Origin of the sequence: Streptococcus sp. 9903 (assembly GCF_013276625.1) — a bacterium.
Classification (GTDB): domain Bacteria; phylum Bacillota; class Bacilli; order Lactobacillales; family Streptococcaceae; genus Streptococcus.
Genome location: NZ_VMLI01000008.1, coordinates 1 through 26,229, shown reverse-complemented (window position 1 = coordinate 26,229; position 26,229 = coordinate 1). Strand labels below are relative to the sequence as shown.

Annotated in this window: 15 protein-coding genes; 1 reads left to right on the top strand and 14 read right to left on the bottom strand. The window is 38.0% G+C overall.

The features are described 5' to 3' along the window. Positions 1 to 31 precede the first annotated feature (31 nt). From HT696_RS04005 to HT696_RS03950, 12 genes are all read right to left on the bottom strand, one after another. A complete protein-coding gene (locus tag HT696_RS04005; RefSeq protein ID WP_173282919.1) occupies positions 32 to 6,910 on the bottom strand; it encodes a ZmpA/ZmpB/ZmpC family metallo-endopeptidase in 6,879 nt (2,292 codons plus the stop codon). Positions 6,911 to 6,931: 21 nt separating this feature from the next. After that, positions 6,932 to 7,495, bottom strand: coding sequence for a TIGR01440 family protein (locus HT696_RS04000; RefSeq protein WP_050390108.1), 564 nt, complete (start codon positions 7,493 to 7,495; stop codon positions 6,932 to 6,934). Positions 7,496 to 7,610: 115 nt separating this feature from the next. After that, positions 7,611 to 9,302: a sensor histidine kinase gene (locus tag HT696_RS03995; protein WP_173213828.1), complete on the bottom strand. Its 1,692-nt coding sequence runs from the start codon at positions 9,300 to 9,302 to the stop codon at positions 7,611 to 7,613. Continuing rightward, on the bottom strand, positions 9,299 to 10,036 hold the full coding sequence (locus HT696_RS03990) for a response regulator transcription factor (RefSeq protein ID WP_173213831.1): 738 nt from the start codon (positions 10,034 to 10,036) through the stop codon (positions 9,299 to 9,301). Before HT696_RS03990 ends, HT696_RS03995 begins: the two co-directional genes overlap by 4 nt. Before the next feature lie 70 nt (positions 10,037 to 10,106). After that, on the bottom strand, positions 10,107 to 11,219 hold the full coding sequence (gene msrB, locus HT696_RS03985; RefSeq protein ID WP_173283359.1) for a peptide-methionine (R)-S-oxide reductase MsrB: 1,113 nt from the start codon (positions 11,217 to 11,219) through the stop codon (positions 10,107 to 10,109). 10 nt (positions 11,220 to 11,229) lie between these two features. Further along, positions 11,230 to 11,796 (bottom strand): TlpA disulfide reductase family protein, encoded by a 567-nt coding sequence (locus HT696_RS03980; protein WP_050390111.1) that lies wholly within the window; start codon positions 11,794 to 11,796, stop codon positions 11,230 to 11,232. Between the two features lie 19 nt (positions 11,797 to 11,815). Then, positions 11,816 to 12,526 (bottom strand): thiol-disulfide oxidoreductase-associated membrane protein CcdA2, encoded by a 711-nt coding sequence (gene ccdA2, locus HT696_RS03975; RefSeq protein ID WP_173283358.1) that lies wholly within the window; start codon positions 12,524 to 12,526, stop codon positions 11,816 to 11,818. Positions 12,527 to 12,735: 209 nt separating this feature from the next. Beyond that, positions 12,736 to 13,596, bottom strand: a complete 861-nt coding sequence (locus HT696_RS03970; protein ID WP_173283357.1) for a YihY/virulence factor BrkB family protein — start codon at positions 13,594 to 13,596, stop codon at positions 12,736 to 12,738. A 172-nt stretch (positions 13,597 to 13,768) separates the two neighbouring features. Further along, the gene (locus tag HT696_RS03965; protein ID WP_173283356.1) at positions 13,769 to 15,823 is read right to left on the bottom strand and encodes a cation:proton antiporter; all 2,055 of its coding nucleotides are present in this window, start codon (positions 15,821 to 15,823) and stop codon (positions 13,769 to 13,771) included. Between the two features lie 11 nt (positions 15,824 to 15,834). Further along, positions 15,835 to 16,089, bottom strand: a complete 255-nt coding sequence (locus HT696_RS03960; RefSeq protein WP_000361085.1) for a hypothetical protein — start codon at positions 16,087 to 16,089, stop codon at positions 15,835 to 15,837. Beyond that, positions 16,082 to 16,639 (bottom strand): class I SAM-dependent methyltransferase, encoded by a 558-nt coding sequence (locus tag HT696_RS03955; RefSeq protein WP_173283355.1) that lies wholly within the window; start codon positions 16,637 to 16,639, stop codon positions 16,082 to 16,084. The genes HT696_RS03960 and HT696_RS03955 overlap by 8 nt, the downstream gene beginning before the upstream one ends. Next, positions 16,623 to 17,579 (bottom strand): TIGR01212 family radical SAM protein, encoded by a 957-nt coding sequence (locus HT696_RS03950; protein ID WP_173283354.1) that lies wholly within the window; start codon positions 17,577 to 17,579, stop codon positions 16,623 to 16,625. Before HT696_RS03950 ends, HT696_RS03955 begins: the two co-directional genes overlap by 17 nt. 91 nt (positions 17,580 to 17,670) lie before the next feature. Between HT696_RS03950 and HT696_RS03945 the strand changes: the two genes are divergently transcribed. Beyond that, positions 17,671 to 18,030 carry a DUF3397 family protein gene (locus tag HT696_RS03945; protein WP_004242853.1) on the top strand — a complete coding sequence of 120 codons (360 nt, stop codon included), beginning with the start codon at positions 17,671 to 17,673 and terminating at the stop codon, positions 18,028 to 18,030. A gap of 216 nt (positions 18,031 to 18,246) precedes the next feature. Here the strand turns inward: HT696_RS03945 and HT696_RS03940 are convergent, their stop codons facing one another. Both HT696_RS03940 and HT696_RS03935 read right to left on the bottom strand, forming a co-directional pair. Beyond that, the gene (locus HT696_RS03940; RefSeq protein ID WP_173283043.1) at positions 18,247 to 18,555 is read right to left on the bottom strand and encodes a hypothetical protein; all 309 of its coding nucleotides are present in this window, start codon (positions 18,553 to 18,555) and stop codon (positions 18,247 to 18,249) included. Positions 18,556 to 19,047: 492 nt separating this feature from the next. Further along, positions 19,048 to 25,713, bottom strand: a complete 6,666-nt coding sequence (locus HT696_RS03935) for a S8 family serine peptidase (protein ID WP_173283041.1) — start codon at positions 25,711 to 25,713, stop codon at positions 19,048 to 19,050. Positions 25,714 to 26,229 lie beyond the last annotated feature (516 nt).

Sequence of the window (26,229 nt, the reverse complement as noted above, 5' to 3'; positions counted from 1 at the left end):
CTGATCTACCTTTTTACGATTTTATTCATCCCTATGCTTGTGGTGCAGTAAATAGATCACCAGAGAAACCGTCTGTGTTTTTAAGTAATGCTTTGTACACTTTAGCTTTAAGATTTACAGTATTTGTATATTTGTCTTTAATTTTAGGGTCATTTAACTCCTGTAAATCTTTAGTCACAGCTGCATTGAATAATGCTTGTAGTCTACTATATGAAGAGATGTTTTCACCGTCAATATTAATTTCTGTGAATCCTCTTTGAGCTTTTGTAAGAACTTCCTCATACCAAGTTTTTTTCCAGTCTTCAAGAGTTTTAAATTTACCACCAGAAACTTTATCAATAATAAATTTATCACTTAGAGTTTGACTTGCTTTATTGGCTTCGGATTTATATTTATTAGAAACATATCCGATGAATCCATTTTCGTATCCGAAATATCCCCACATACGAAATGCATTATGTTTAAATGATGCAGCCCCAGGAGCACCATCACTGGTATTACCACCATAGATACCAGTCATCATATTTATATTCACATAAGCAGTTCTAAAATCAGATGGATCGTATGTGTTATTTCCAGGAGCACCATGTTTGGTAATGAAATTATTATCAATTAAATCATTAATGTTATTTAATTGAAGTGCTTTCTCAGTGTCATTTAAATCGCGAATTTTGTCAAACTGGTGAGGTTGTCCGTCCTTACGCATTTGTTTATCCATTTTCTTGAACCAGCTATCATTGTTACCTTGTAATTTTGGTAAGACAGCTTCAGCTTCAAGAGAATCTAACATCATCAGAGCTTCATTATAGTTCTTCATATATTTATCAATAGCTTCTCGTGATTGAAGCTTATTAGGGTTATAGTTGTACCATTGATTACCATCATTTGAACGTTCAAATGCCATATTTAATCCAAGTGCGCCGTATTCACCTTGGTGTCCATGTTCTGCTGGGGACTGTAACATGCCTTGAGCAAAGGCTTCTAAGAATGTTCCTTCACGATGCGTGTATCCTCCATAGTAAGCTACGCGGTCATTTATATGAGTAGTCTCATGCGTAAATGCAGACGCACCATATTCACTAATCATATCAGACATAACAAATACAACTTTAGCTCGAGTATCATTCTTGTCATCATAATATGTAGCATATGCCCCAGCAACAGCTCCATTAGGACCGTAATGCTCACCGACAGGACCATAAAGCTCACGAGTAGGTGGATAAATGCCTGTTCCATCTTCGAACTTACCATATTTATCCATCCATTGCCCCCATTTATGACCCCAAACTTGGTAACCTTCCCATACTGGAGTTACAATATCTTTGACAAGCTTATTTTTTACCGCATCTGTTGCTAAACGATACCAGAAATCAAGATAGTTAATTTGTCTGTCTGCAGCCAAATTAATATTATCCTTCCACTTATCCAGTGTGGTATTGTATTTATTAGCAGTCCCAAATGATATAGTATTGTAGGTCGATATCAAGAATGCTTGGGTTTGTTTAAGGTTAAGGAGAGGTAAAATCATCTTTTGATGGTATCCGCGAGATAAATTGTCAAAAGCACGATACTTAGCAGTTTTAATAGCCTCTTCACGTGACTGACGTTCTGCTACATAAACCTTACCTTCAGTGGAGTGAATAAACCAATCATTCAAATTTGTGTCGGCTGTCAATAACTTCATATTATATCGTAAGAAGTCAATAAGATTTCCAGACACCGTGTTCTTAGCCAATACCTCTCTAAATGCATCATGTGTACGATGACCTTTTAAAGTATTTTCTTTTGAACCAATTTCAATCAGTCTATCTAAGACATCTACATTTTTACCATAAAAATCTGGTTTAAACATCATTAAGTCTTTAATGGTTTTACCATCAAAATTGATACCATAATATCGATTTAGGTAAGCAAGACCTAACATAATTTTTGCGCTATTGTCTTGAACTTTCTTAACAAGAGCTCTTTGAGTTGCGTCTGATATGTTTAATTGATGATCTTCTGATTCCACAAGATGTTTGACAATCGTATCCATATTAGACTTCAATTCTTGGAAATGTTCCTCAAAATAGAAGTCACGAATATATCCATTTTGGCGTTGCTCTGTGTTTGCACTCTTATCTTTACTGTCATTACGTCTATCCAAGATCGAACGGACACCCGCAGACTGAAGTTCTACTGAAGTCAAGGCTTCCTTAACCTTAGTCATCAGATCACTACGATCTTTAACAACCATGTTTGGTGTGTAAACAATATTTTGACCGACTATATTATATTCTTTCACTTGAGCTACTCCAGAATCAGAATTGACTGCCACGGACATTTCTTCCTTTATACCATCAGCGTAGTGAATCATAATCTTATCAATATCAGATAAATCTGTAACAAATTGACCATTCTTCATACCTGTAACAGATAATACTTCTTTCTTCACAAGATTTGAATCCTGCTCTAACTTATTACCCTGATTTACAATCCAGTCTTTGTTATAAAATGGTTGAAGTTTAGCAATATTTCTATAAGCTTGGTCATATTCTGATTTGTAGTTTTGAATCAGTTTATATTCTTTATCTTTAGTTTCAATATTGTTTAATCTATTTGTTTGAAGTTCTTCACTCTCAAACAAATTTGCAGTAATGCCATAACCAGCTACACGTTTATCAGCATCTTCTTTGGAAATTTCTTTCAAATTATGGGATAAAGTATATGACTTACTACCGACACTAACTCCTAAAACACTATAGTTGTTTTTAATATATGGAAATGCAAAATCACTGTCATTAATATCTGGAGAACCATATAATATTTCACCTTTTACTACCTTAGCGTAACTCACATTGTCATCAGCATTTCCCCAAGGCCAGTTTTTACTGATTAAACCTCCAGCTTCAACAGGGTTTGATAAATTAATCACACCTTTCATAACTGACTTACGTAATTTTGTAAATCTATCACGTCCAGCACCATTTATTCTATGTTCCATGACGGCAACAATTCCACCAACACGTACACGATTACCTGTAAGATTAGCATCGACATAAGCTCTATCAATAATACCTTCGTACATACGGCCTGCAATACCTCCCATATAGGAGTTAGCACCATTACCAGTTGTATGGATATTACCTATAAAAGCTATATTTTCAAGTCTTGAAGCATGCTCTATCCAGTTCACAAATCCAGCCACATGATTACGACCTGTAATATTACCCGTTACTTTAACATCTTTAATAAGAGACTGGTCACCTTGCATTTTATGACTGATGACAGAAACATGATCTTCTGACGGAAGATTGATATTCACATTTTCAAAATTAATATTTTGCACTTTACCATTATCAATTAAATGAAATAAAGGCTTTTTCAAATTATAAATAGCATAGTGCTTATCGCCATCACTAGAGAGCGTACCCTTAAAATTACCTGTTACATATGATTTACTACTAACATCTAGATACTGTGCATCTAAACTTTTTCCTAATTTAAACTCACCGTTAGGATTTTTCTGCATAGCATCTACTAAATCTTTGAAGTTATAGTAAACGTTATTTTGCGATGCTTTGGGTTTCTCTATGTAATAAGTGTACGTTTGACTCAAGCTATTATTTGAATCACGTTGGATTAAATCAGGAGCTGAAGCAGTAACTTTAAATAGGGATGTCTCCTCCTCAGTTACTTCCTCTATATTAGTAATGGCAAGCCTTGTTACTTTATTATGATTAGTGGTAATTTTTAGATAATATGACGTTAGATTTTCTGGAACAGTTTCTAGAAGGCTACTATCTGTTTCATTTCCATTCTCATCCACTTTCATCAATCTTGTTTCTTTAATATCTTTAATCTCAACTTTTTTAAGGTCTAGTTGGATTGGTTGATTATCTAAGATTTCTGTTACATCACCGTTACCTCTATCGTAAACCATAGTTGTAGATAGAGTGTATTCTTTGTAATACTCTAGGTTTTTAAATGCTGCGTCTATAGTTTCATTATTTACATCATCGCCTGTAAGCTCTACAGTGCTAACAACTGTTTCTCCTTTTTTCAGAGTAGCTGTAATTGATTTAATTTTTGTTTTATTTTGGTTTTCTAGAGAATACTTAGCAATTGCTTCACGTTCTAATACTTTCTTATCAGTGTTTACAAATTTTAATACTGGTTTTTCAGTCAATGGAACTAAGTTTTTGATAGCTTCTTGTAATCTTCTAGTAGCATCATCTACTTTACTTTGAGTGGCAGCTTCATCTGAATTTACAGGGTTTGCTGCTACAAGGGCATCTTCTAAAGCTTTCCATGTTTGAGTAGTGTATTCTTCTTTATGTTTGCTGTTAGCTGTGTTAATAGCATTTTGCAATGCAGTCTTATCGACGGCAAGAGCATTTATAGCGGCTTGAAGAGCTTTAGTAGCCGCATCTATTTCACTTTGTTTAGGAAGTGGAGTAGTTTGATCGTTGATTTCTTTGGCTTTGATTTCGGCTTGTTTGAAGTTGTTCCAAGTTTTTGGACTGTAGTCAGTTTCTTGTTTTTGATTAGCAACTGTTATTTGCTCTTGTAATTTTGTTTTATCAACATTAAGTGCATCAATAGCGGCTTTCAAGTTCTTAGCGGCTTCATCGATTTGAGTTTGAGTAGCAGTAGCGTTATCTTCTACGGCTTGAGCAGTTTTTTTCGCTTCTTCTAATGCAGACCAAGTCGCAGGACTATGATCAGCTTCTGTCTTAGAGTTAGCATCAGCAAGTTGTTTTTCCAGTTCAGTCTTATCAGTTTTTAATGCATCAATAGCAGCTTTAAGTTTTTTAGCAGTTTCATCGATTTGAACTTGAGTAGCTTTGTCGTTGTATTTTACAGTTTGAGCGTCAGTTTTCGCTTCTTCCAAAGCGTTCCAAGATGTAGCACTGTAGTCAGTTTGAGTTTTTTCGTTTGCAAGGTGAAGTTGTTTTTCAAGTTCGGTCTTATCTGTGGTTAAACCAGCGACAGCAGCTTTAAGTTTTTCATAAACATGATCAACTTCGCTTTGCTTAGTAGCTGGGGTGTTTGTAACTTTTTCAGCTTCAGCTAATACATCTTGAAGGTTTGCCCAAGATGCATCACTGTAGTGCTCTTTAGTTTTTGATTTTGCGTCAGCGATAGTTTTGTTTAACTCAGTTTTATCGACACTTAGAGCATCGATAGCCGTTTTAAGTTTATCTGTCTCGCTATTTACCTCAGGCTGTTTTACAGACTCTGAAGCATAGACACCTTTTGCAGTTTCTAAAACAGGAGTCAATGCACCATAACTTGCTGTAGAATAATCAGTAGGAGAAACTGAACTAGCTTTATCAATTTGATTCTTTAACTCACTTTTATCAACTGGTTCTTTAGTACCAATACCTTTTATTTCATCTACTGGCTTGGTTGTTATTGTATCCTCTAATACTTTACTAGACTGTTTTCCATCAATAGTAGTGACTTCAGTTAAAATAGTGCGTTCACCTGCCACACCTTCTCGAATAACTTTTGTTTCTCCCTTAGTGAGATTCTCATCGTCTTGCTCAATTGTCTTAAAAGGCACAGACTCTTTAGTTACTATAACTTCAGGCTTAATCTCTATTACATTTAGCACACCTTCTTCAGGAGTTGTTTTATGTTCTACTTTTGGTGTTTCGTCCTGATGTTCTACAGTTTCTTCAGCCTTGGTATCTGGAGTTGACTCTTCTTGTTTCGGTGTTTCTTCCGCAGTCTTCTCTTCTTTAGAAGCTTCTGGTTGCTTTTCTGGCTCGACTGGTGCTATTGGTGCCGTTTCGTCTTCTCTTGGTACAACTGGTTCACCTACTTGTTCAACTTTTGATTCCTCAGCTGGTTCCGTTTGTTTTTCTACAGCAGGCGTTTCAACTTTTGGTTCTTCAACAGGTTGATTAGCAGCCTCATCTTTTGTTTTTACTACTTCTGGCTGTTTATCTTCTTGTTTCGGTGTCTCTTCCGATACCTTATCCTCTTTAGGATCTTCTTGTTGTGATGAATCTTTTGGTATCCTTGGTTGCTCCGGTTGTGTAGGTTGCACGGGTTGTTCTGGGACTTTTGCTTGTTCTACTGGTGGTTCAACTTTTGGCTCCTCAGCTTGTTTATCTGATGGTTGACTTTCTGGCTTGACTGGTGCTTGTTCATCTATTTTTGAATCAACTGCTCCACTTACTTCTTCAACTGGAGCTGATTCTGCTGAAGCTTCTTTCCCCTCTTCTGCTTTAGGAAGGGTGTCGTCAGTAGGTTTTACCTCCGATTTTGGTTCTTCCTTTGGACTTTCTTCTGTTTTAGGTGCTTCTTCTTTTGGAGCTTCCTCTGTCTCTACTGCTTGGTTTTTTGGCTTAGCTTGCTCCTGATTTGTTGTTACTTGGGGATTCTCAACTTCGACCACAGTCCCCTCTCCAGGTTTAGCTGAGGCTTCTTCTAAAACAGTGTCCAAGCCAAGCGTTTTGAGGATGTCGCCTGATAGATAACCAACATAGCGATAGCCCTCCATTTCAACAACACCCTCTCGACTAGCCGGTGCTAGGGTCGCAACTGGGTCTACAGCCCCTGCACTAGGAAGAACTACCAATCCCATAGCTCCAACTAAAAAGACGCTGGCAATTTTCTTTCTCTTGTAGATTAAAAGCAAGCTCCCAACAGTCAGCAAACCAAAAGCTGTCAAAACAGATGCTTCTGTCCCTGTTTGTGGCAGCTGGTCTTTTTGATACACCAAACCATATACAACTTCATTTCCATCAGGTTTTCCTGTCTTGATTAAATCTTTAGCTTCTTGTGAAATAACTTCTTTATCTACATAGTGATAGGTAGCTGCATCCACTACAGAAGGAGCCATCAAAAGGCTTCCAAGAAATACAGAACCTACAACTCCCTTAATCTTACGAATTGAAAAACGGTCTTTTTTAAACACTTTCATCTCCTTTATTCATTCTCACGACTTTCTAATAGAATCTTGCGGATAGTGCGCACGCGCACCTCCGATTAATTTTGGACGACTAGCCAGCGCCGTTACATGTGCATGACCAATCTCTCTCAAAAGAGGGCGAATCGGAACCTGAACATGCTTGACATGCATGCCAATTGCAGTGTCTCCGATATCCAATCCAGCATGAGCCTTGATAAATTCAACCTCAACTGGATCTTGCATAAACTTAAAGGCTGCCAACTGACCCGAACCTCCTGCATGGAGAGTCGGAAGGACACTGACGATTTCCAGACCAAACTGCTCTGCCACCTGACGTTCAACGACGAGAGCTCGATTAACATGTTCACAACCTTGAACGGCTAAATGGATACCTCTACTACCTAGAATACCCAAGATAGTCTCCACTATCAGCTCACCAATCTCTTGACTGGATTCTTTCCCAATCTGACCACCTATCACCTCACTAGAAGATAGACCTAAAACAAAAAGGGCCCCCTGCTTCAAATTGGCCTTTTCTAAAACATCTTCTACTATCTGACGTGTTTCTCTTTGAATCTGTGTCTCGTTCATCTCTGTCACCTCTTTTGTCACTCTTCTATCATACCGTTTTTTCTTATTTTTAGCAAGATAGACAACCTAGAAAGCTTGCCCAATTACGCATAAAACTCCCAGAATTGACTGGGAGTTAGCTAGTTTCTATTCTATTTATGTATATTTCCACTTTCGTCCCTTTTTGGGGCCTAGAATCAATCTTCATCTGGTAATTGTCTCCAAAATGAAGTTTGAGTCGCTGATCAACATTTTGCAGACCAACTCCCCCACGTTTGAGTTGACTTTGACTACTATCACCAGCATCTTGGAAGCCAACGCCATCATCCTCAATGCGGATGACCAAGCCCGAATCCTGTTTCTGGACAGAAACTCTAATATGTCCCTGACCTTCCTTCTCCTTGATGCCATGGTACAGAGCATTTTCCACCAAAGGTTGTAACACCAGTTTAGGCAAGACTAGATTATCAAAGGCAGGATTTTCAGCAATCTCATATTCCAGCTTATCTCCGTAACGTTGTTTCTGGATAAAGAGATATTGGCGGACATGATTGATTTCATCAGACAGGCAAATCAAATCTTTACCCTGATTGAGTGCCAAGCGGAAATAGGTTGCCAAAGACTTAGTCACCTGAACCACTCTCTGACTATCCTGAAATTCAGCCATCCAGATGATGGTGTCCAAGGTGTTGTAGAGAAAATGCGGATTAATCTGGCTGGACAGGGCTTGAAGTTGGTACTGACGGGTTGTTTCTTCTTGGCTACGAACATCTGCCATCAGCTGATCAACCTGATCCAACATAGCATTGAACTGGCGAGACACTTCTCTCAGTTCATGGGCACCAGTTTCCTTGGCACGCAGATTCTGATTACCAGAAGCAATCTCCAGCATGGTTTCTCTCAAGTCATTCAGAGGAGCAATCCAGCGTTTGAGACTAAGCCACACCAAGCAGAGACAGGCAAGAAGAGATGTGAAACTGGCTCCAAGCAAGGTCCACATGAGTTGACTCCTAACCTTGTCTAACTTCTCCAACGAGGACACACCAAGCACCGTCCAATCAGTTCCTGCAATCTTTTCCTGACTGACGTAGGATTTGTGGCCAGGAGTATAGCCCTGACCCGTCTCGATGTAGGGTTTCATAGCCTCCATTTCGCTAGACGAACTATAAACTGTGTGTTGAGGATGATAAACAAATTCATGGTTTTCATTGATGATAAAGGCAAAACCCTGCTGACCCAACTGGAGCTGCTTGAGATAGGCTTCCAGAGTTTCATAAGAAATATCCAAACGAAGTACACCCAGATTGGCTCCCTTTGCATCAACAAGTTCCTGAGTGATAGAAATAACCCACTGACTATCCGACTTACGAGCTGGTGTCAAAACAGGCTTAGCTCCCTGATGAATGGCCTTTTGGTACCAATCCTCAGCCATCATATCAGAGGAAGTTTTCATCTGCACACTGTCATCTGTAGAAATGACCTGACCGGATTTGGTTACCAGCACAACAGTTTTCAAGTCCTGATCTGCCTTTAAGATGGTCAAAAACAGATTTCGAATTCCCTTGACCTTGTCTTGACTGGGATTCTCAGCATAGGCTAGGACATCCGCCTGCTGGGTCAAACTGGTCGAGGTGGTTTCTAATTTTTTGATATAAGACTGGATAAAGTGGCTAGTCTGACTGATAGTCGTTTGGCTATTACCTTCAATGGTAGCCTCAATGGCTGAAGAACTAGATTGATAGTAGAACGTACCAACCAGAACTAGGAGAATGAGAAAGACCAAAAAGATGGAAATAACCATTCTAACTAGGAGAGAAGAACGCTTCATCGACCTTCTCCCTTCTTAAACTGACGAGGTGTCACACCCGCAATCTGTTTAAAACGTTGGGTAAAGTAATTCATATCTTCAAAACCAACTTTTTCAGCTATCTCATAAATCTTTAAATCCGTTGTTAAGAGCAAGAGCTTAGCTTGTTTGACACGTTCTCGCACCAGGTAATCCTGAAAAGGTAGACCCAACTCTTTCTTAATCAAAGAGCTCAGATAAGTCGGGCTAAAGCCCAAGTCACTGGCCAAAGCCTTTAAACTAAACTGGCTGTCATCTAGATGAGACTGAATTTTCTGGGCCAAGTTTCCTTCAAACTTATCAGTCAATAAATCTTGTAACTGCTCTTCTTTCTCTTCCTTATCCAACTTTTGCTTGATTTTCCCCAACATTTCCTCAATATCCTGACGAGAAAAGGGCTTGAGCAAGTAGTCATCTACACCTAGTTTGACAGCAGACAAGGCATAATCAAAATCATCGTAACCTGTCAAAAAAACTAGGTGAACCTGAGGATAGGTTTCTCGGACCAGACTGGCCAACTGAATGCCATTTAGTTGAGGCATGTTGATATCGGTCAAAATGATATCCGGCACCTGCTTTTGAATCAATTCCCAAGCCTGTCTTCCATTTTCAGCCTGACCGATGATTTCCATATCGTAGGCTGCTACATCGACCAGCTTGGTCAAGCCTTGTCTTACCAGATACTCATCTTCTACGATTAAGATTGTGTAGGTCATGCTTCTCTCCTTTGTCACTTACTAGTATCAGTATAGCAAAATTCTCCTCTAACTGCTTAGGAAAGACTTCTTAATCAACATAATCTAATAAATAAGCGTAGCCTTTTTCTTCCATTTGATCTTTAGGAATAAAGCGGATAGAGAGACTATTGATACAGTAGCGCAAGCCCCCCTTGTCCTGTCGTCCATCCGTAAAGACATGGCCAAGGTGAGAATCTCCAACTCGGCTCCGCACTTCCATGCGCGTCATATTGTAAGACTTATCTTCCTTATAGGTAGCAACATCTGGACTGATGGGCTGGGTGAAACTAGGCCATCCACAACCAGACTCGAACTTGTCCTTTGATGAAAAGAGGGGTTCGCCAGTTGCCACATCCACATAGATACCGGATTCAAATTTATCCCAGTAGCGGTTTGAAAAAGCCCGCTCTGTTTGATTTTTCTGGGTAACTGCATACTCCTCAGGTGACAAGGTCTTTTTCAATTCTTCATCACTTGGTTTGGGATATTTGCTGGCATCAATGACGGGATAGGCCGCCTGATTAACATTGATATGGCAGTAGCCATTTGGATTTTTCTTGAGATAGTCTTGGTGGTAATCCTCGGCCACCACGAAATTCTTCAAAGCCTCCTTTTCAACTGCTAGAGGTTGATCGTATTTCTTAGCCACCTCATCAAAGACTTGGTTGATTACCTCCAAATCCTTGTCATCTGTGTAATAAACACCGGTACGGTACTGGGTCCCCACGTCATTTCCTTGTTTATTTTTGCTGGTTGGATTGATAATGCGGAAATAATGAAGCAGAATTTCCTTGAGGGAAATTTGCTTGGCATCATAGGTAACATGGACTGTTTCTGCATGTCCTGTTTGGTTGATCAATTCGTACTTGGTTGTTTCCCCTCTACCGTTTGCATAGCCTGATACGGCATCTGTCACTCCTGGAACGCGGGAGAAGTATTCCTCCACTCCCCAGAAACAACCTCCAGCTAGATAAATTTCGTGCAAATCTGCGTCTTTACTAATTTCTGTTTTTTTCACTGTTTTTCCTCCTTGGCTGACTGCCGCTTTCTCAATTTGCGAGGCATCTGTCTGCCCTGCATTTCGCATCAATAGAAAATAGAAACCGGTTATAGCTAGGAAAAATACTCCTAGCAACAAGATGATTTTTAGCTTATCATTCATAGGACACCTCCTAGGCTAATTCCTTCAAAGTTTGCAAAATCGCATCTTTTTCCATAAAACCTGGTTGCGTTTTGACCAATTTTCCTTCACCATCTATAAAGGCTTGAGTTGGGTAAGAGCGAACGCCATAAGTTTCCAAAAGTTTACCTGATGGGTCAACTAGGACTGGGAAATTTTTATAATCCAATCCCTTATACCAGTTCTTAAAGTCTTCTTCAGATTGCTCTCCCTTATGTCCTGGTGACACTACTGTCAAGACCACATAGTCGTCGCCAGCTTCTTTAGCAATTTCATCCGTATCTGGAAGACTAGCCAGACAGATGGAGCACCAAGAAGCCCAGAATTTGAGATAGACTTTCTTGCCCTTGTAATCAGATAAACGGTAGGTCTTGCCATCTACTCCAGTTAGCTCAAAATCAGCCACTTCTTTCCCTTTAGCTGCGCTTGTTTTACTAGCTGTCTGCTCCATCTTCATCTCATCTTTCATTTGGTGTTCACTGGTCATGGACTTGCCTGAACAAGCCGTCAAACAAAGGAGCGAACCTGCTCCAAGAACACATGTTTGCCATTTTTTCATACTGATATTCCTTTCCATTTTATTCAAATAGTTGACTTAAAATTGAAGCATTTCCAAACAGAACCAAGATTCCCATCAGGATAATGAGGAAACCACCCACTTTTTTGAGGGTTCCGAGGTAAGGATGGAGTTTTCGAAAATGTTTCAAAACATAACTAGAGGCCAGAGCTAGAAGTAAGAATGGTAGCGCCAAGCCCAGCGTATACACCAACATGAGACCAGCTCCCTGCCAAGCACCTGAACCACCTGAAGCCGCCAAGGCCAAAACAGATCCCAGAACCGGACCCACACAAGGCGTCCAAGCAAAACTAAAAGTCAACCCCAGTAAAAATGCCTGACTATAGCCGTTACCATGTTGCCCCTGTCCTTGCAGTTGTAACCTCTTTTCCTTATAAAGCCCCTTAAAGTGTAGAATCTCCATCTGGTGCAAGCCTAAGAGAATGATAACCGCACCCGTCACATATTGGAACCAAGAAGCATAAAGCAAATCGCCTAAAAAACCAGCTCCATAACCTAGTAAGATAAAAATAAAGGAAATCCCCGCTATAAAGGCCAGAGTTCGCAATAAACTAGTAACTGAGATTGAAAATTTGCCACTAGAAGTCTGAGCACCATCCTTATCATCCAACAAGACCCCTGCATAGACCGGTAACAAGGGTAAGATACAAGGAGAAAAGAAGGAAAGAATTCCAGCAAGAAAAACACTTAGAAAAAAGAAAATATGACCCATAAAGTTCCTCCTATCATTTTATTGATAGATTTATTATACTCCTTCCATTTTCGAAAAAACAGGGACAATGATAGGGAAAAATAGGAATTTAATCAGATAATTTAGAAATCTTAGACAAAAACTATACAAAAACTGCCAAAGCACAAAAGCGCATAGTATCAAGGTTCTATAAAGCCTCGATACTGTGCGTTTTTGTAATAGATAAATAGTTAGTCTTTTCTAAAGCTCGGATCTTTCAAACTCTGTATACTGGCATTGATCACCGCGCCTAGGATAACAATTTTAGCAATCAAGATAAACCAAAACATCATAACAACAAGAAGAACGGAACCTAAAATTCGGACGTCCACTAAATGATGGACATAGTAATTGAGATAACTAGAGAACAGAGTTAGTAAACCTAGAATCACTAAGAGAACAAAGGCACTTCCTGGTAGGGTATAGCTAATTTTCCTGTTAGATAGATTGGGAAGAAAATAATAAAGCATAACCAAGATAGCAAAGAGGAGGGCGTAAGTCAGAGGACCTGCCAACCCTTGTAAAGCCTGATAGATAATGCCATCTTTTGTCCAATAATGAGCAAGTAAATCCAAAATCATCTGCCCAAATAAGCTCAAAAACAAGGCAAACGCAAAGAGGAGCTGCAATCCAAAACTGACTAGGAGACTCACCATCTGATGGGAAATAAGTCCACGACTCTTTTCGACGCCATAAGCCTTGTTAAAAGCTTTTTGCAAGAAATTCATAGATTTTGAAAAACTCCATAGAGCCGATAAGACAGAAAAACTCAATAAACCTGTTGAAGGTTGCGTCAAGACTTCTCTGGCTATTTTTTCCACACCTTCATAGAGGCTTGGGGGCAGGACGTCTTTCATAAAGCCCAGAAATTCTCCCACAGGAATCTGAAAATAAGGCAGGATATTGACCACCACCAAAAGCAGGGGAAAAATCGAAATCAACCAATAGTAGGCTACCGCGACACTGGTCAACTCACTATCTGATGCTTGATAATAATGCAAAAAAGCTTTTACTAAAGGCTTGTCTGTCAGCTCTTTCCAGCATTTTTTCATGTCACACTCCTTCACTTATAATCTTATACTCAATGAAAATCAAAGAGCAAACTAGGAAGCTAGTCGCAGGTTGCTCAAAGCCCTGCTTTGAGGTTGTAGATGAAACTGACGAAGTCATACCTACGGTAAGGCGACGCTGACGTGGTTTGAAGAGACTTTCGAAGAGTATTAACTAATTTCTTCTTACTAATTCCACCATATCATAAGGCAGGGTATTGGCAGCTTCCTTCAGAGAATAGTTCTCTAAGTTATTGACATTTTGTCGTAACTTCTTGGCATACTTGGTCGTAATCAATCGTTTTTCTTCGTATTCGAAAATCAACTTGCGCTCCAGATAATATCCTCTCAGCATTTCATCGATATTGTTGGGCTTGACGCGATTGATAACCCGTTCGACAAAGGCACCACTGCTGATAATAGCTGTTTCACGAAGACGAGACTCCTGCATAAAACTAATCAAAGAGCGTCTATAGACTCCCTTCAGGTTTTCCAAACTTTCAATAATCATCTCTGTATTAGCAAGATAGAGCTCTGCTATTTGGTCATAATCAAGAGCACGGAGACGGCTTTGCTCCTTGTCCTTCCAGCTACGGAAGGTCTTTCCGAGAGTAAAAACTTCATGCAGGAGAAAACGTAAAATCCTCAAGGAAACAAGAAAATAATAGGTCAGTCTTGACGCAAACTTACGATTGATTCCTCGTTCTATGTTTTTCAGATAACGTTGGTAAACTCGGTAAGCACGATTGCTAATGTTCCCCTCTTCATAGGCCTGTTCCAATCCATCACTTTCAATACTAAGAATCAAGAGTTTCAAAGCAGCCCAGTCTTCTTGAGCCCCCTTATTTTCTTGACTCAGGATGAGATTTTCAATACGTCCATGGTAATTGTCAATGGCTGCATAGAGGGGAAGTTTATTTCTAGTGCCTTCCAACTCTTTTTCCAACTCTATCGTTACTTCATTCAAAATAGCGATATGCATGAGATAGTCCTTGCTTTCTTCCTCTTCATCAGAAAGATGAGGCAAGACCAAGAGACCTGTTAAAAAGCTGACAAGCGTCACCCCTGCGACAAGGAAAAGTAAGAGGGGATATTCCTGCTCTAAATCACTCGGTATCAGAAGAATCGTAGCAATTGACACCGTTCCCTTAACACCTGAAAAAGTCAAGAGAAGCATATCCTTCATATACTTATTTAGCTTTTTCTTGAGACGTCTAGTCCTATAGGCATAATAGCCATAGATCATGACAAAACGAATGGCAAAGAGGACAAAGGTAAGGGCTATAAGAGATAGCAGCAAGAGTAGAGGATTATAGATTGGATTGGTCAAGATAGGCTCTGCTATCATTTCCAACTCCATCCCTAAAATCACAAAGACAGAACCGTTGAGCATAAAGTTCACTGTGTGCCAGACCGTCTCGGTCACCGTATCCACTTGGGCTTCGAGGAGCGTGATTTTCTTGAAGCGACTTGCCTTTAAAATCCCAGCAACTACAACGGCAATAATCCCAGAAACGTGTACTTCTTCTGCCAGGAAGAAGGTTACCAGGGGCAAACTCAATTCCAGAAGGAGCTCACTAGCAATATCCGTTGCTCTCACACTTAGCAAGAAACTATGGAGGAAACGGTTGGTCATGGCTGTTAAAAAGCCAATCAAAAAACCACCTAGGATTGAAAAGATGAGCGAACTACTAGCTTGCCCAAGGGAAAAGGCTCCTGTTGTCCAAGCTGTCAAAGCTACCTGAAAGGCCACCAAACCAGATGCATCATTCAAGAGTCCTTCACCCTTAAGGATATTAGACACGCGCTTTGGAAAGCTAAAGCGCTCCGAAAGAGAGGCAAAGGCCACCAAATCCGTAGGGCCAAGTGCCGCCCCAACAGCCAAGCAAGCCGCCAAGGGAAGACTGAACCAAAGAAGATGGGCCAAGCCACCCAAACTCAGGGTCGAGATAAAAATCACTGGAAATATGAGATAGATAATGATTCGCCAGTGTTTTAAAATAGCCGTAATATCCGCTTCTTCCGACTCTCGGAAAAGCAAGGGCCCAATAACCAGTGCCAAAAACAACTCTGTATTGAGGTGAAAGTCGGTATTGGGTAAAAAGAGACCAATCACAATTCCCAAAAGAATTTGCACCAAAGGGAGAGGCAAAAAGGGCAGGAGCTTATTGGTTGTACTTGAGACAATCAAGACCAGTAAAAATAGGATGAGGTAAATCAGTAATTCCACGCACGTCCTCCTTAATCTTTTTTACAACAAGATTCAAAAATCTCCTTCTGCTCTTTGATTTTTTGGTCAATCTTGGAACAGTCTTTGTGCTCAATTTTTCTCTGGCACCGTTCCATTTCAAGAGCAACTAATTTTTTCTTGATTTTAAGCATTTTTTTGCTCATATGCGCTTGGTCTAACACACCCACCGCTCGTTCGTGGTGGGTTGATTCAACAAAATTCTGGCGCATGGCATCCAGCTTTTCACGTAGGTATTGTTTATCCATGTCTATATCTCTCTAATTTTTCAATCATTACTAAAAATGGTGGATTGTTGACTTGGTTTAAAGTTCGGTAAATAGTAGCTGTATACTCTTGTTGGTTCAACTGGCTAACAAAATCCAAGACAGCATCTTTCTCGAGGTCGCCTCCTTCATGACCATAGTAGATCATAATAGCAATCCGTCCCCCTTTGACAAGTAAGCTACACAGCTTTTCTAATGCTTCAATCGTTGTCTGAGGTTGGGTAATGACAGACTTATCAGCTGACGGCAAATAGCCCAGATTAAAAATCCCTGCCTTGGCTTCTGTCACAAACTGATCCAATGTCTCATGACCTTGCAAGATTAACTGGGCATTTGTGTAACCAGCCTGCTCCAAACGCTCTAGGGTCTTTTCCAAGGCTTGCTCCTGAATATCAAAAGCATAGACTTGCTTAGCTAGCTTGGCTAGAAAAAGCGTGTCATGACCATTTCCCATGGTCGCATCCACTACGATATCCTCTTTTGTCACTACCTCAGACAAAAAATCATGTGCCATCTCAAGTGGTCTTTTCATTTTCAAACTCCTGTTTTACAGCCTTGCATCCTTGAACGCTTCCACGACGTCGCATCTCCATCTCAATGCTGTTGAGGACTTCCCATTTATTGAGGCTCCACATAGGGCCAATCAGCATATCTCTAGGTGCATCTCCTGTGATTCGATGGATGACAATATGTTTGGGAATGATTTCCAATTGGTCGCAGATGACCTTGACATATTCGTCCTGACTCATCAACTGTAAGCGTCCTTCGTGGTAATCTCGTTGCATACGAGTATTTGTCATAAGATGGAGCAAATGAAGTTTAATCCCTTGAATATCGTTATCGGTGACACAACGGCGGACATTTTCAATCATCATCTCATGGGTTTCACCAGGCAATCCATTGATCAAATGAGAAACAATCTCAATCTTAGGATACTTTCTCAAACGCTTGACCGTTTCCACGTACAACTCATAGGAGTGGGCACGGTTAATCAGGTCAGAGGTTGTTTCATAAGTGGTCTGCAAGCCCAATTCTACCGTCACATGCATGCGCTCCGATAACTCAGCCAAATATTCGATGGTTTCATCGGGTAAACAGTCTGGCCGTGTTCCGATATTGATTCCTACTACACCTGGCTCATTGATAGCCTGCTCATAGCGCTCTCGGATGACTTCCACCTTTTCATGGGTGTTGGTAAAATTTTGAAAATAAACCAGATACTTCTGCACATCCGGCCACTTATGATGCATAAAGTCAATTTCCTTATAAAATTGCTCACGGATAGGCGCATCCGGTGCTACAATAGCATCTCCAGAACCTGAAACCGTACAAAAAGTACAGCCTCCATGAGCCACAGTTCCATCACGATTGGGACAGTCAAACCCCGCATCAATAGGGACTTTAAAAGTCTTTTCTCCAAAGAGTTTTCGATAATAATCATTCAAGGTATTATAAGATTTCATAACCTTCATTATAACAAAAAACACCCACAATCTCAAAAGCCTGACTTTCCTATAAATTCCTCTGTTTCTCGTTTCCATTAGCGATTTTTTATGATACAATATGGGTATGATTTTAATGAAATTAGCATCTATTTTATTATTGATACTGACCTTAGTCGTCTGCATTATCATAACCAAACTTTTTAGATTAAAAAAACTAGGACGAAACTTTGCGGATTTGGCTTTTCCAGTTTTGGTATTTGAGTATTACTTGATTACAGCTAAAACCTTTACCCATAATTTTCTCCCTAGACTGGGACTAGCCCTCTCACTTCTAGCCATTATTCTCGTTTTTTTCTTCCTTTTGAAAAAACGTAGCTTTTACTATCCTAAATTCATCAAATTCTTCTGGCGTGCAGGATTCTTATTAACCCTTGTCATGTATATCGAGATGATTGTTGAATTGATGGCTCAGAAATAAAAAACTAAATCGAAAACACCTCAATCAAACTAAAATACAATGATTGAAGTGTTTTTTCTTTATATCTTTTTTAATAATTCTTATACTCAATGAAAATCAAAGAGCAAACTAGGAAGCTAGCCGCAGGCTGCTCAAAGCACTGCTTTGNNACGAAGTCAGTAACCATATATACGGCAAGGCGAAGCTGACGTGGTTTGAAGAGATTTTCGAAGAGTATTATTTTCCTTCTTTATCAGGAAGGAGGTAACCAATACCTACACAGGCCAGCACACCTGCTCCAATCACCAAGCCACTTGAAATTGGCAACAGGTCCAAAATTGCATTTGCGATGATAAAGGCAATAATCAAACACATCAGACTAGCCTTGTAGTCTTTTTTCAAAAGATTCTCTAGAGTGAAAAATAGGAACAAGCCTACCGGAATCAATGACCAAAGGTTAATGTCCAAACTTGGCCAGCCAACAGAACCAAAATACACTACTGTCGCTGCTGCTACTAAAAATACAATCCCCAATAATTTTTTCATTTCTTTATCTCCGATTTCTTTTTTAGGAACTTGAGTTATCTGATAGTGACGCCTCCTGTTCCTTACAAAAATCATTATAACAGAGGTCAGTTTCAAGAACAAGGTCTTTTGCCTATCTGGTCTCTATACCGGTATAAGTGGTTAAATAATGGCGATAAAATAAGGAAGCAGGTGAAAAACTTCCTTCCAAATAAAAAGGAATTAAGCAACCAAACGCTACTTAATTCCTTGAAATTATCTCATCACCTCTATTAGCCTTTAAATTTTGATAGACTCTATTTTCTAATCAATGTGACCAATATTGTCAATACTAACCCTTTCAATCAATTCATTAGTTGTCGAAACTAAGTCTATTAATAAATCCAAAAAGAGTATCAATAGTAAAGTAAACTAAATAATTGAGTTATAAATGGCTATTTTCACAAAACTGTTTCATCATCACACTATCTCAGTACATAAACCATTTTTTCATCTATAGCTTTTGTCTTCATCTTAATCTTTTTTCTTTAATCCAAGAAATGTGCCTACGGTAAACAGTATTCCAGCAACGAATAATGTAAAGACTCCGCTAACTGTTCCGGTTTTTGGTGACTTATTAAGATTGTTAGTAGTTAATTTGCTATCGATATTGGTGTCTTTATTGGCTATGTTCTCTGGTTCATTAGGATAAACTTCAGTCTTATTTTCAAAGTTTTTATCATTTCTACCAGGAACTGTAGCTTTGACATCCTTAGTTAAATCAGATCTTTGACTTTCATCTAATTGACTATAATTTACTTGTACAGGAACTGTAGCTGTGACACCCTCAGTTGAATCAGATTTGTGTGAATGATTTTCTCTTTGGAAATCCTCTTTTCTGTGACTTTCATCTAATTGATTATGATTTACTTGTACAGGAACTGTAGCTTTGACACCTTCAGTTGAATCAGATTTATGGGAATGATTTTCCCTTTGTAAATCCTCTTTTCTGTGACTTTCATCTAATTGATTATGATTTACTTGCACCTTATTTTTCTTTTTGGATACATCAAAAGTAGGTTTATTTTCTTCCTCCTTTTTCTCCTCTATTTTCTTGAATACAGGTTTTATAAAGGTATCTTTTGATAAATTAAGAACATAGCCAGCATCTTTTTTCCCTTCGAAACCAGCAATTTCCCAACCATCAAATTGATAGCCTTTTTCTAATTCACCCTCATAGACAGGTAAAATGAAATCTTCTTCCGACACTATCGTTGAACTCATTTCTTTTCCATTTTGAATGGTCACAGTTACCCTATGAGGTTTTAGTTCTCTTACCTCTCCCGTATCTTTGTTTAAAATGAATTCTTTTACGGTTGTATTTCTTGCGAAATCTTTTACAAGAATCTTAATATTTAGTGTCTTATCTGTTAGTTGTTTAATATCATCAAATGATTTATATTCTTTTCCATTTACATAAATATGTTTGTCTTGAATCTCACCATTGAATCCATTATCTCTTTTATCATTGATGTTAAAGACTACAGATTTTCCATCAGCATATTCGATACTTGTATTTCCCTTGGGATCAATGTTTACTTCTGGTTTAACATTATCATATAAAAATTGATAGTGTACTCCAACCGCTTTCGCATTCAAATTGCTATAGCCAGTTTGAAGATAAACATTTCCATCCATATCTGTTACCTTATCTGGAAATCCGTTTGCTTTATAATCTTTCATCCCCCAGTCCATGATGTCACCGTCTTTAACATTAAGCTTAACGTTAAAATCTCTAGTGTTATCAATGTGTAAATCTCCGTAGATTAAATAATTATCTACAACCGATTCATTAACTCTCAATTCCCAGTTAAAACCACCCTTATCAGAAATCTTACCTCTTAAATAAAATTCTGGATTTCGTACATAAATTTTATTAGATTTAGATGGATTAAAGTAGTTCTTATCCATTGAAAGGTTTACTGGTTTGGTATCAATAAATAACATGGAGCCATCTTCTTTTATAGCTTCTACATTAGAATATTCCTCCCCATGATACTCTTTATTATCTTTACCAAATAATACAAGTTTAGAGGAATCTGTCACAAGATTTCCATCTTTATCGATTGCCTCCCCTTTATCATTCATGTTAAAGGTAAACACTTGATATCTTACAATGTTAAAGCCATCCAAAGCCGACATTAATACTGATTGAGTGCTTCTTCCATCTTTAACATTTCTACTATCAGCATAAATTATTTTTTCTGAAAGGACTCTTAGATTAGGATTGGCCTTTTGTATTTTTGCTATATCTTCATTGCTATAGACTCCATTTCCTTCTAACATATCCGTTTTTCCAGGATTATAGGTAGTCACTTTTAGTGCATAGCCTTTTCTCAGAATGATATTATCCTTTAATAGATATTGTTGTTTTTCTGAATCAGAATAGATTTTACCAGATTCCATTTCAGTTAAATTGTTTGGTTTGTTTTTTGAAAGATCACCTTCTCCTAATTCTATTACATTCCCATAACTTGATGCATAGGGATATTCTGTTTTAGTTTCCCTATTTTTTTCAGGCATTCTAATTTTAGTTTTAGCTTTTGTTTTACCCTTATCTTTTACAAGGATATTCATATCACCCGTAAAGGATAGACCATCGACTACATCATTTGTATTTGCAAATAAGTCAAAGGTTAGAGTTTTAGTTTGTGGGTCGTATTTACTTGCCTTAATTTCTATTAATTTGAAGCCATTGCCATAGTAAGCCTTAGCATTTTTGGATACATTACTTACTTTTCCAAGAATTTCAAAATGTCCATCCTTTGATGGGCTTAATACACCACCAAGCTTTGATTTAACATCATCAAGTTTCTCAGTCTCATATTCTAGAGCACTTCCATCCACATAGGCAGTTATATTTCCCTTAGTATCATATTGATAATCAAGCTCTACTTTTCTTTTTCCGCCATTTACAAAGTCTTCTTCTTCCTTATATTTCTTTTTAATTAGTTTCTTTAGGTCTTTATTTTCAAAGTTTCTTACAGTAGAGATTTCTTTGTCTAACTCTAGAGTTGAAGGTCCCTCTATAGGTTTTTCTTCAACAGTCTCTTTCTTTTCTTCTACGTTATTTGAGGCTTCTGGACTTTGGGCATTTTTAAGTTTATCTTCAGAAATTTCCCCTAGTTTTTTGTAAGAAGAAGCATCTTTGTCAGGATCTACTAGGTAATAAGAAATCATTCCATTTTTGTCAGCCTTATCAGCAAATTTAATTCTATGGATTTTGGTAAAGTTGCTTGCGCCATCTAGGGCGATTACTTCGATGATTTTTCCTCTTAAATTTCCTGCTCCGCTAATTTCGTAGATGGTATTTCCGTCTTTGTCAAGTTTTCTATTTCTTCCTTCACCCTCTCCGGCGTAAGTTACATCAAGATTTTTCTCAACATCTCCATACTTATCGACAAGAGCTGCACCTGCATACCATACTTCGTTGGCTACTTCTTCAAATTTCTCAGGATGTTCTTTTTGGTCTCTAGCAAACAAGGTTTCGTGTTTGTACTCATCCTTTACCTTGTGGTAGGTATCTTTTGCAATCAATTTAATTTTATCTGGATTAGAAAAATCAATTGAAATAATTCTTGGAGCTGTATTATCAATTTTTACTGGTATATAAGAAACCTGCCATGGATAATCCTTGGTTAATCTATATTTGAATTTATAGAAATATTGACCTTCCGCAATCGGTTCAAATTGACCTCTTATCCTAGTAGCAGGATCTTGATTATCCTTACTTTCTGGTGCATTTTCTTCTCTACCTCTAGGATTATAGATGAGCCCATCCCACTTCAAGTCACCCCAAACTTTTAGTTTAGATGATTTGATTCCCTTTGCATCATTGCTTTTAGAATTTAAAATTCCTCTAATAAAGTGTTCTCTCGAAATGACTTTTAAGTCTCTTTGATTTTCTCCCTCTTTATTTATATTTACTATTGAAATCAATCCTTCTTCTGCACTTCTTAATACAAGTGGAGAAGGTGTTAATCCTCTTTCTAGTGAAACACTTTGTGGTTCTCCCTTTGAGTCAAGTGGATATACCCTAGCAACATTAGATCCACTAGTGGATTCTGCATGAATACCTTGGTTGTTAAAGGCAAATAAGTCTGGGTCTTGGTCTAGTGATGTAATATTTTTATCTTTTCTGTTTTGAATAATAGCTGCTGGATTAAATTTATCTATACCATGTTCTCCACCAATACCCTTGTTCAAGGTTCCAGGAATTTTCGGTTTACCATCATCATCATAACCTTCCATTGTTTTTGATTTTGATCCTTCTTCCCAAGCCCATTTATCAAGGATTGGTTCGTGGTTCCAATTCCCAGCAAATCCCATTAGAGGCATCGACAAAGAAGGTTGGAAGTTTATTTTCTTCCCGTTAGAGTTTAGAGCTTCCATTTCTTCCACTGACTCAAAATGAATAAATGATTCTACAAATTTATTTTTGTCTTTAGCCTCTCCAACATTTATAACCGCATTCAAATCAAAGCTAGAATTTGCGCCTATAGTGAAAGTATCATGCTCAAATGTGATATTTGCTCCTTTGATTTTTTCTGGATGGATTTCTGGAACAATTTGCTTCCCATCTGGAGATTTTTCATCTTTATATGTTTCATCCAGTTTTAATCTGTCAGTTAGAGAATCTGTAGTTATCGCTGATGCTGAAACTTTAAAGGTTAAAGGTCTGTCTGATGTATTGTGAAGCTTAACTGTAAAATATTTTTCTTCTCCTTTTATTTCTTTAAGAGAAATAGAACCATAAGAGTTTACCAAACCTTTAGAATCCTTGTTTTTGAAAGTCGCTACAACTTCATTTCTCAAAGCATTGGCAACATTAATTAGCCCCGCTCCCTGTTGTCTAGGTGATGCAAAGTATTGGCTTTTTTCTTTCCAAGACGTTGCGTCCATCATAGGTCGCGCAGTATTTTGTAAAGCAATTTTTGTAAGACTTGTAAGGTCTATTTTGTCATCTCCCTCAAGATTTTTCAATACAGGTCTTTCAAGCATTTCCTTTAACTTCGGTCTAATCAAAACAGTAGAAGCTGCTACGATTGGAGTTGCCATACTAGTTCCTGACATATAGCCATAAGTTGATTTCCCATTAATGACATTGAGAGTAGATTTAATGTTTTTACCAGGTGCTGAAACATCGGGTTTTAAAAGTAAATCTACTCTTGGCCCCCAAGATGTGGATCCTGCTGGAACGATGATATCTTCTTTATAGAGTTCTTTGTCTGTGTCAGGTGCAAACTTAAAGTCAATCTCTTTTTCGTCACCTACATTCGGTTTGTTGGAATTAAAACTTTCCATATCAATTGGATAGTATTGCTCCAACTTATCTTTAAAATCTTCTTTATTATTTCTTTTGACTTCAGTTTTTTTATCAGGATTAATCATGTTCCATAGCTTTACACCATCATCTCCTGAAATTGAAAACACTTGACTTTTAGTAGCTTCATCCGCTTCATATCCCATAGCTGGAAGCTCTGTCCAATTATCTCTATTGTAGTAATTGACAGTATTTACAACCATAATGGCGCGTGCACCCTTATTCGTTGCTCTTTTAAAAGCATCTTTTAAATCCTTTGTATAAATTCTATCCATTACTGCAATTTTGCCCTTAAGATTCAAACCTATCAACTCTTGGTCTTGGCCCTTGCCTATATATACAAATTTCAATTTATCAGGAGCTTTTGAACCATCTTCATTTGTTGTGATTTTATTCTTATCGAAAAAGGCTCCTATATTTCTGTATTTAAAACTTTTTCCTCCAATCTTAACTTTATCAAATTCAACTGTTTGATTTTTAGCAGATGCAACCGCTATCGCATCTTCATGTGCTGCTGTTCGCGTTACATTTCCAGTGTCGGTCATTTTCAGATGATTATTTGCCACTAAATCCCAAGAAGAACTTGAAGCAGAAGTCGCATAGTTACCCGTAGCGACAACCATTGGAATGCCTGCTTTTCTTAATGCTCTAATAGCTTGCCAATATTTCTCACCTACAAGACCTGTTCCTGTAAAACCAGATGATACAGAAACAACATCAACGTTGTGTTTGATGGAATCTTCAATAGCATGAAACATTGTTTCATCCCCTGCGAACCCAGATCCTGCGTCAGAGTACATTTTATAAGAGAAGATCTGTGCATTAGGAGCAATTCCATCTATTCCATTAAAGTTCTTGATGTCTTTTTCAGTATCATTTCCCGCAAGAATCCCTGCAATATGCATTCCATGTGGATCAAAATAATCACTTCCATCATCAGCTTTTTCTACAGTTATTTTACCACCATTATAATAATTGAAAGCATGAGGAATCTTATCACTCAACCAGAAATTTTTATCAGTACCTTTTAAGTCTTCTTTTTTAAATCTCATTGAGTCTTTGGCATCATCATCAATCCTCATGGCCTTATGCCTATAATCTGTCCCGGTATCGATATTTGAAATGACCATACCTCTACCATCAAAGTTTTTCCCAAATTGAGCATTAATGGCCTTTAGGTAATCGATAGCCTCCTCAACTCCAATTTCCTTTCGGGCATGATTCATCATGGGTTGGAGTTTTTGTGACCGTTCAACCGATGAAATACCTTCTATTAGTTTAATTTTATCCAGATTATCTGGAGTTGTTTCTATTGAAACACCATTAAAAATCGTATTATAGGTATATAAAACGTTTGTATCCTTAAGATTGGATAATTCCTTGATTGCTTTTTCTCCAGATTCTTTATCTTTAAATTCAGCAATATAGACAAGTTTATCCTCTTTTTTGGGACTTTCTGGGTCTTTACTTGCAGACGAGTCCGCTTTATCTTCTTTGGATTGATTGGAATCTTCTTTGATTTTTTCTTCTTCATTGCTAGTTTTGTTATCTATCACAGATTCTTTACTAACAACTTCTTTTTCCTCAATAATTGTTGTTTTCTTTTCTTCAGTATCCTTTGAAGTTTCTATAGCATTATGAATATCTTCATGTTTCTCTTTATTTTCTGTTTCCTTATCTACTACTACTTCTTCTTTATCAGATATATTTAAAGCATCTTCAGAGTTAGATGTGTCTGCTAAGACTACCTCATTAGGGGCATAGGCTGCTAAAATAACTGCAGCTGTGGTTAATGACAATACTGTACTTTTTTTCATTTTAATTCCTTACATATTTATTTAACTTCCAATAGATAGAAAACTTTAACTTTGCTAGCCTTTGTTATAAAAAGTTTTACTAAGTATTATCTAGGAAATAGAGTAGTACATTTATATATAATTGTTAGCTCTCCATAAAAATAGTATATCATTTAAAAAATTTAAGTCAAGAAAAATTAACATGCGTTAATTTATTTTTTAACACGCATTAAAAATATAGAGTCCAAAACTTTCGTAGTTATCTGGGGTATATTATCAGAACATTCACACCATCAAAAATAGTAGCAATCAACTTAAAGCACTAGCAGCATCACAAAGTCAAACATCATTGATGAAATATCAGCGCTATTAAACAATATAAATAACCGCTAAGAACGAGGCTTAACGGTTATTCCTACATATCTATTTTTTCAAATCCTCAGTCCTATCTTCACCTGTGACCTAGGCTTTACGAGTGTCTTGCTCTAGCAACTAATACTCAATGAAAATTAAAAAGCAGGTAAATTCCCAAACTAA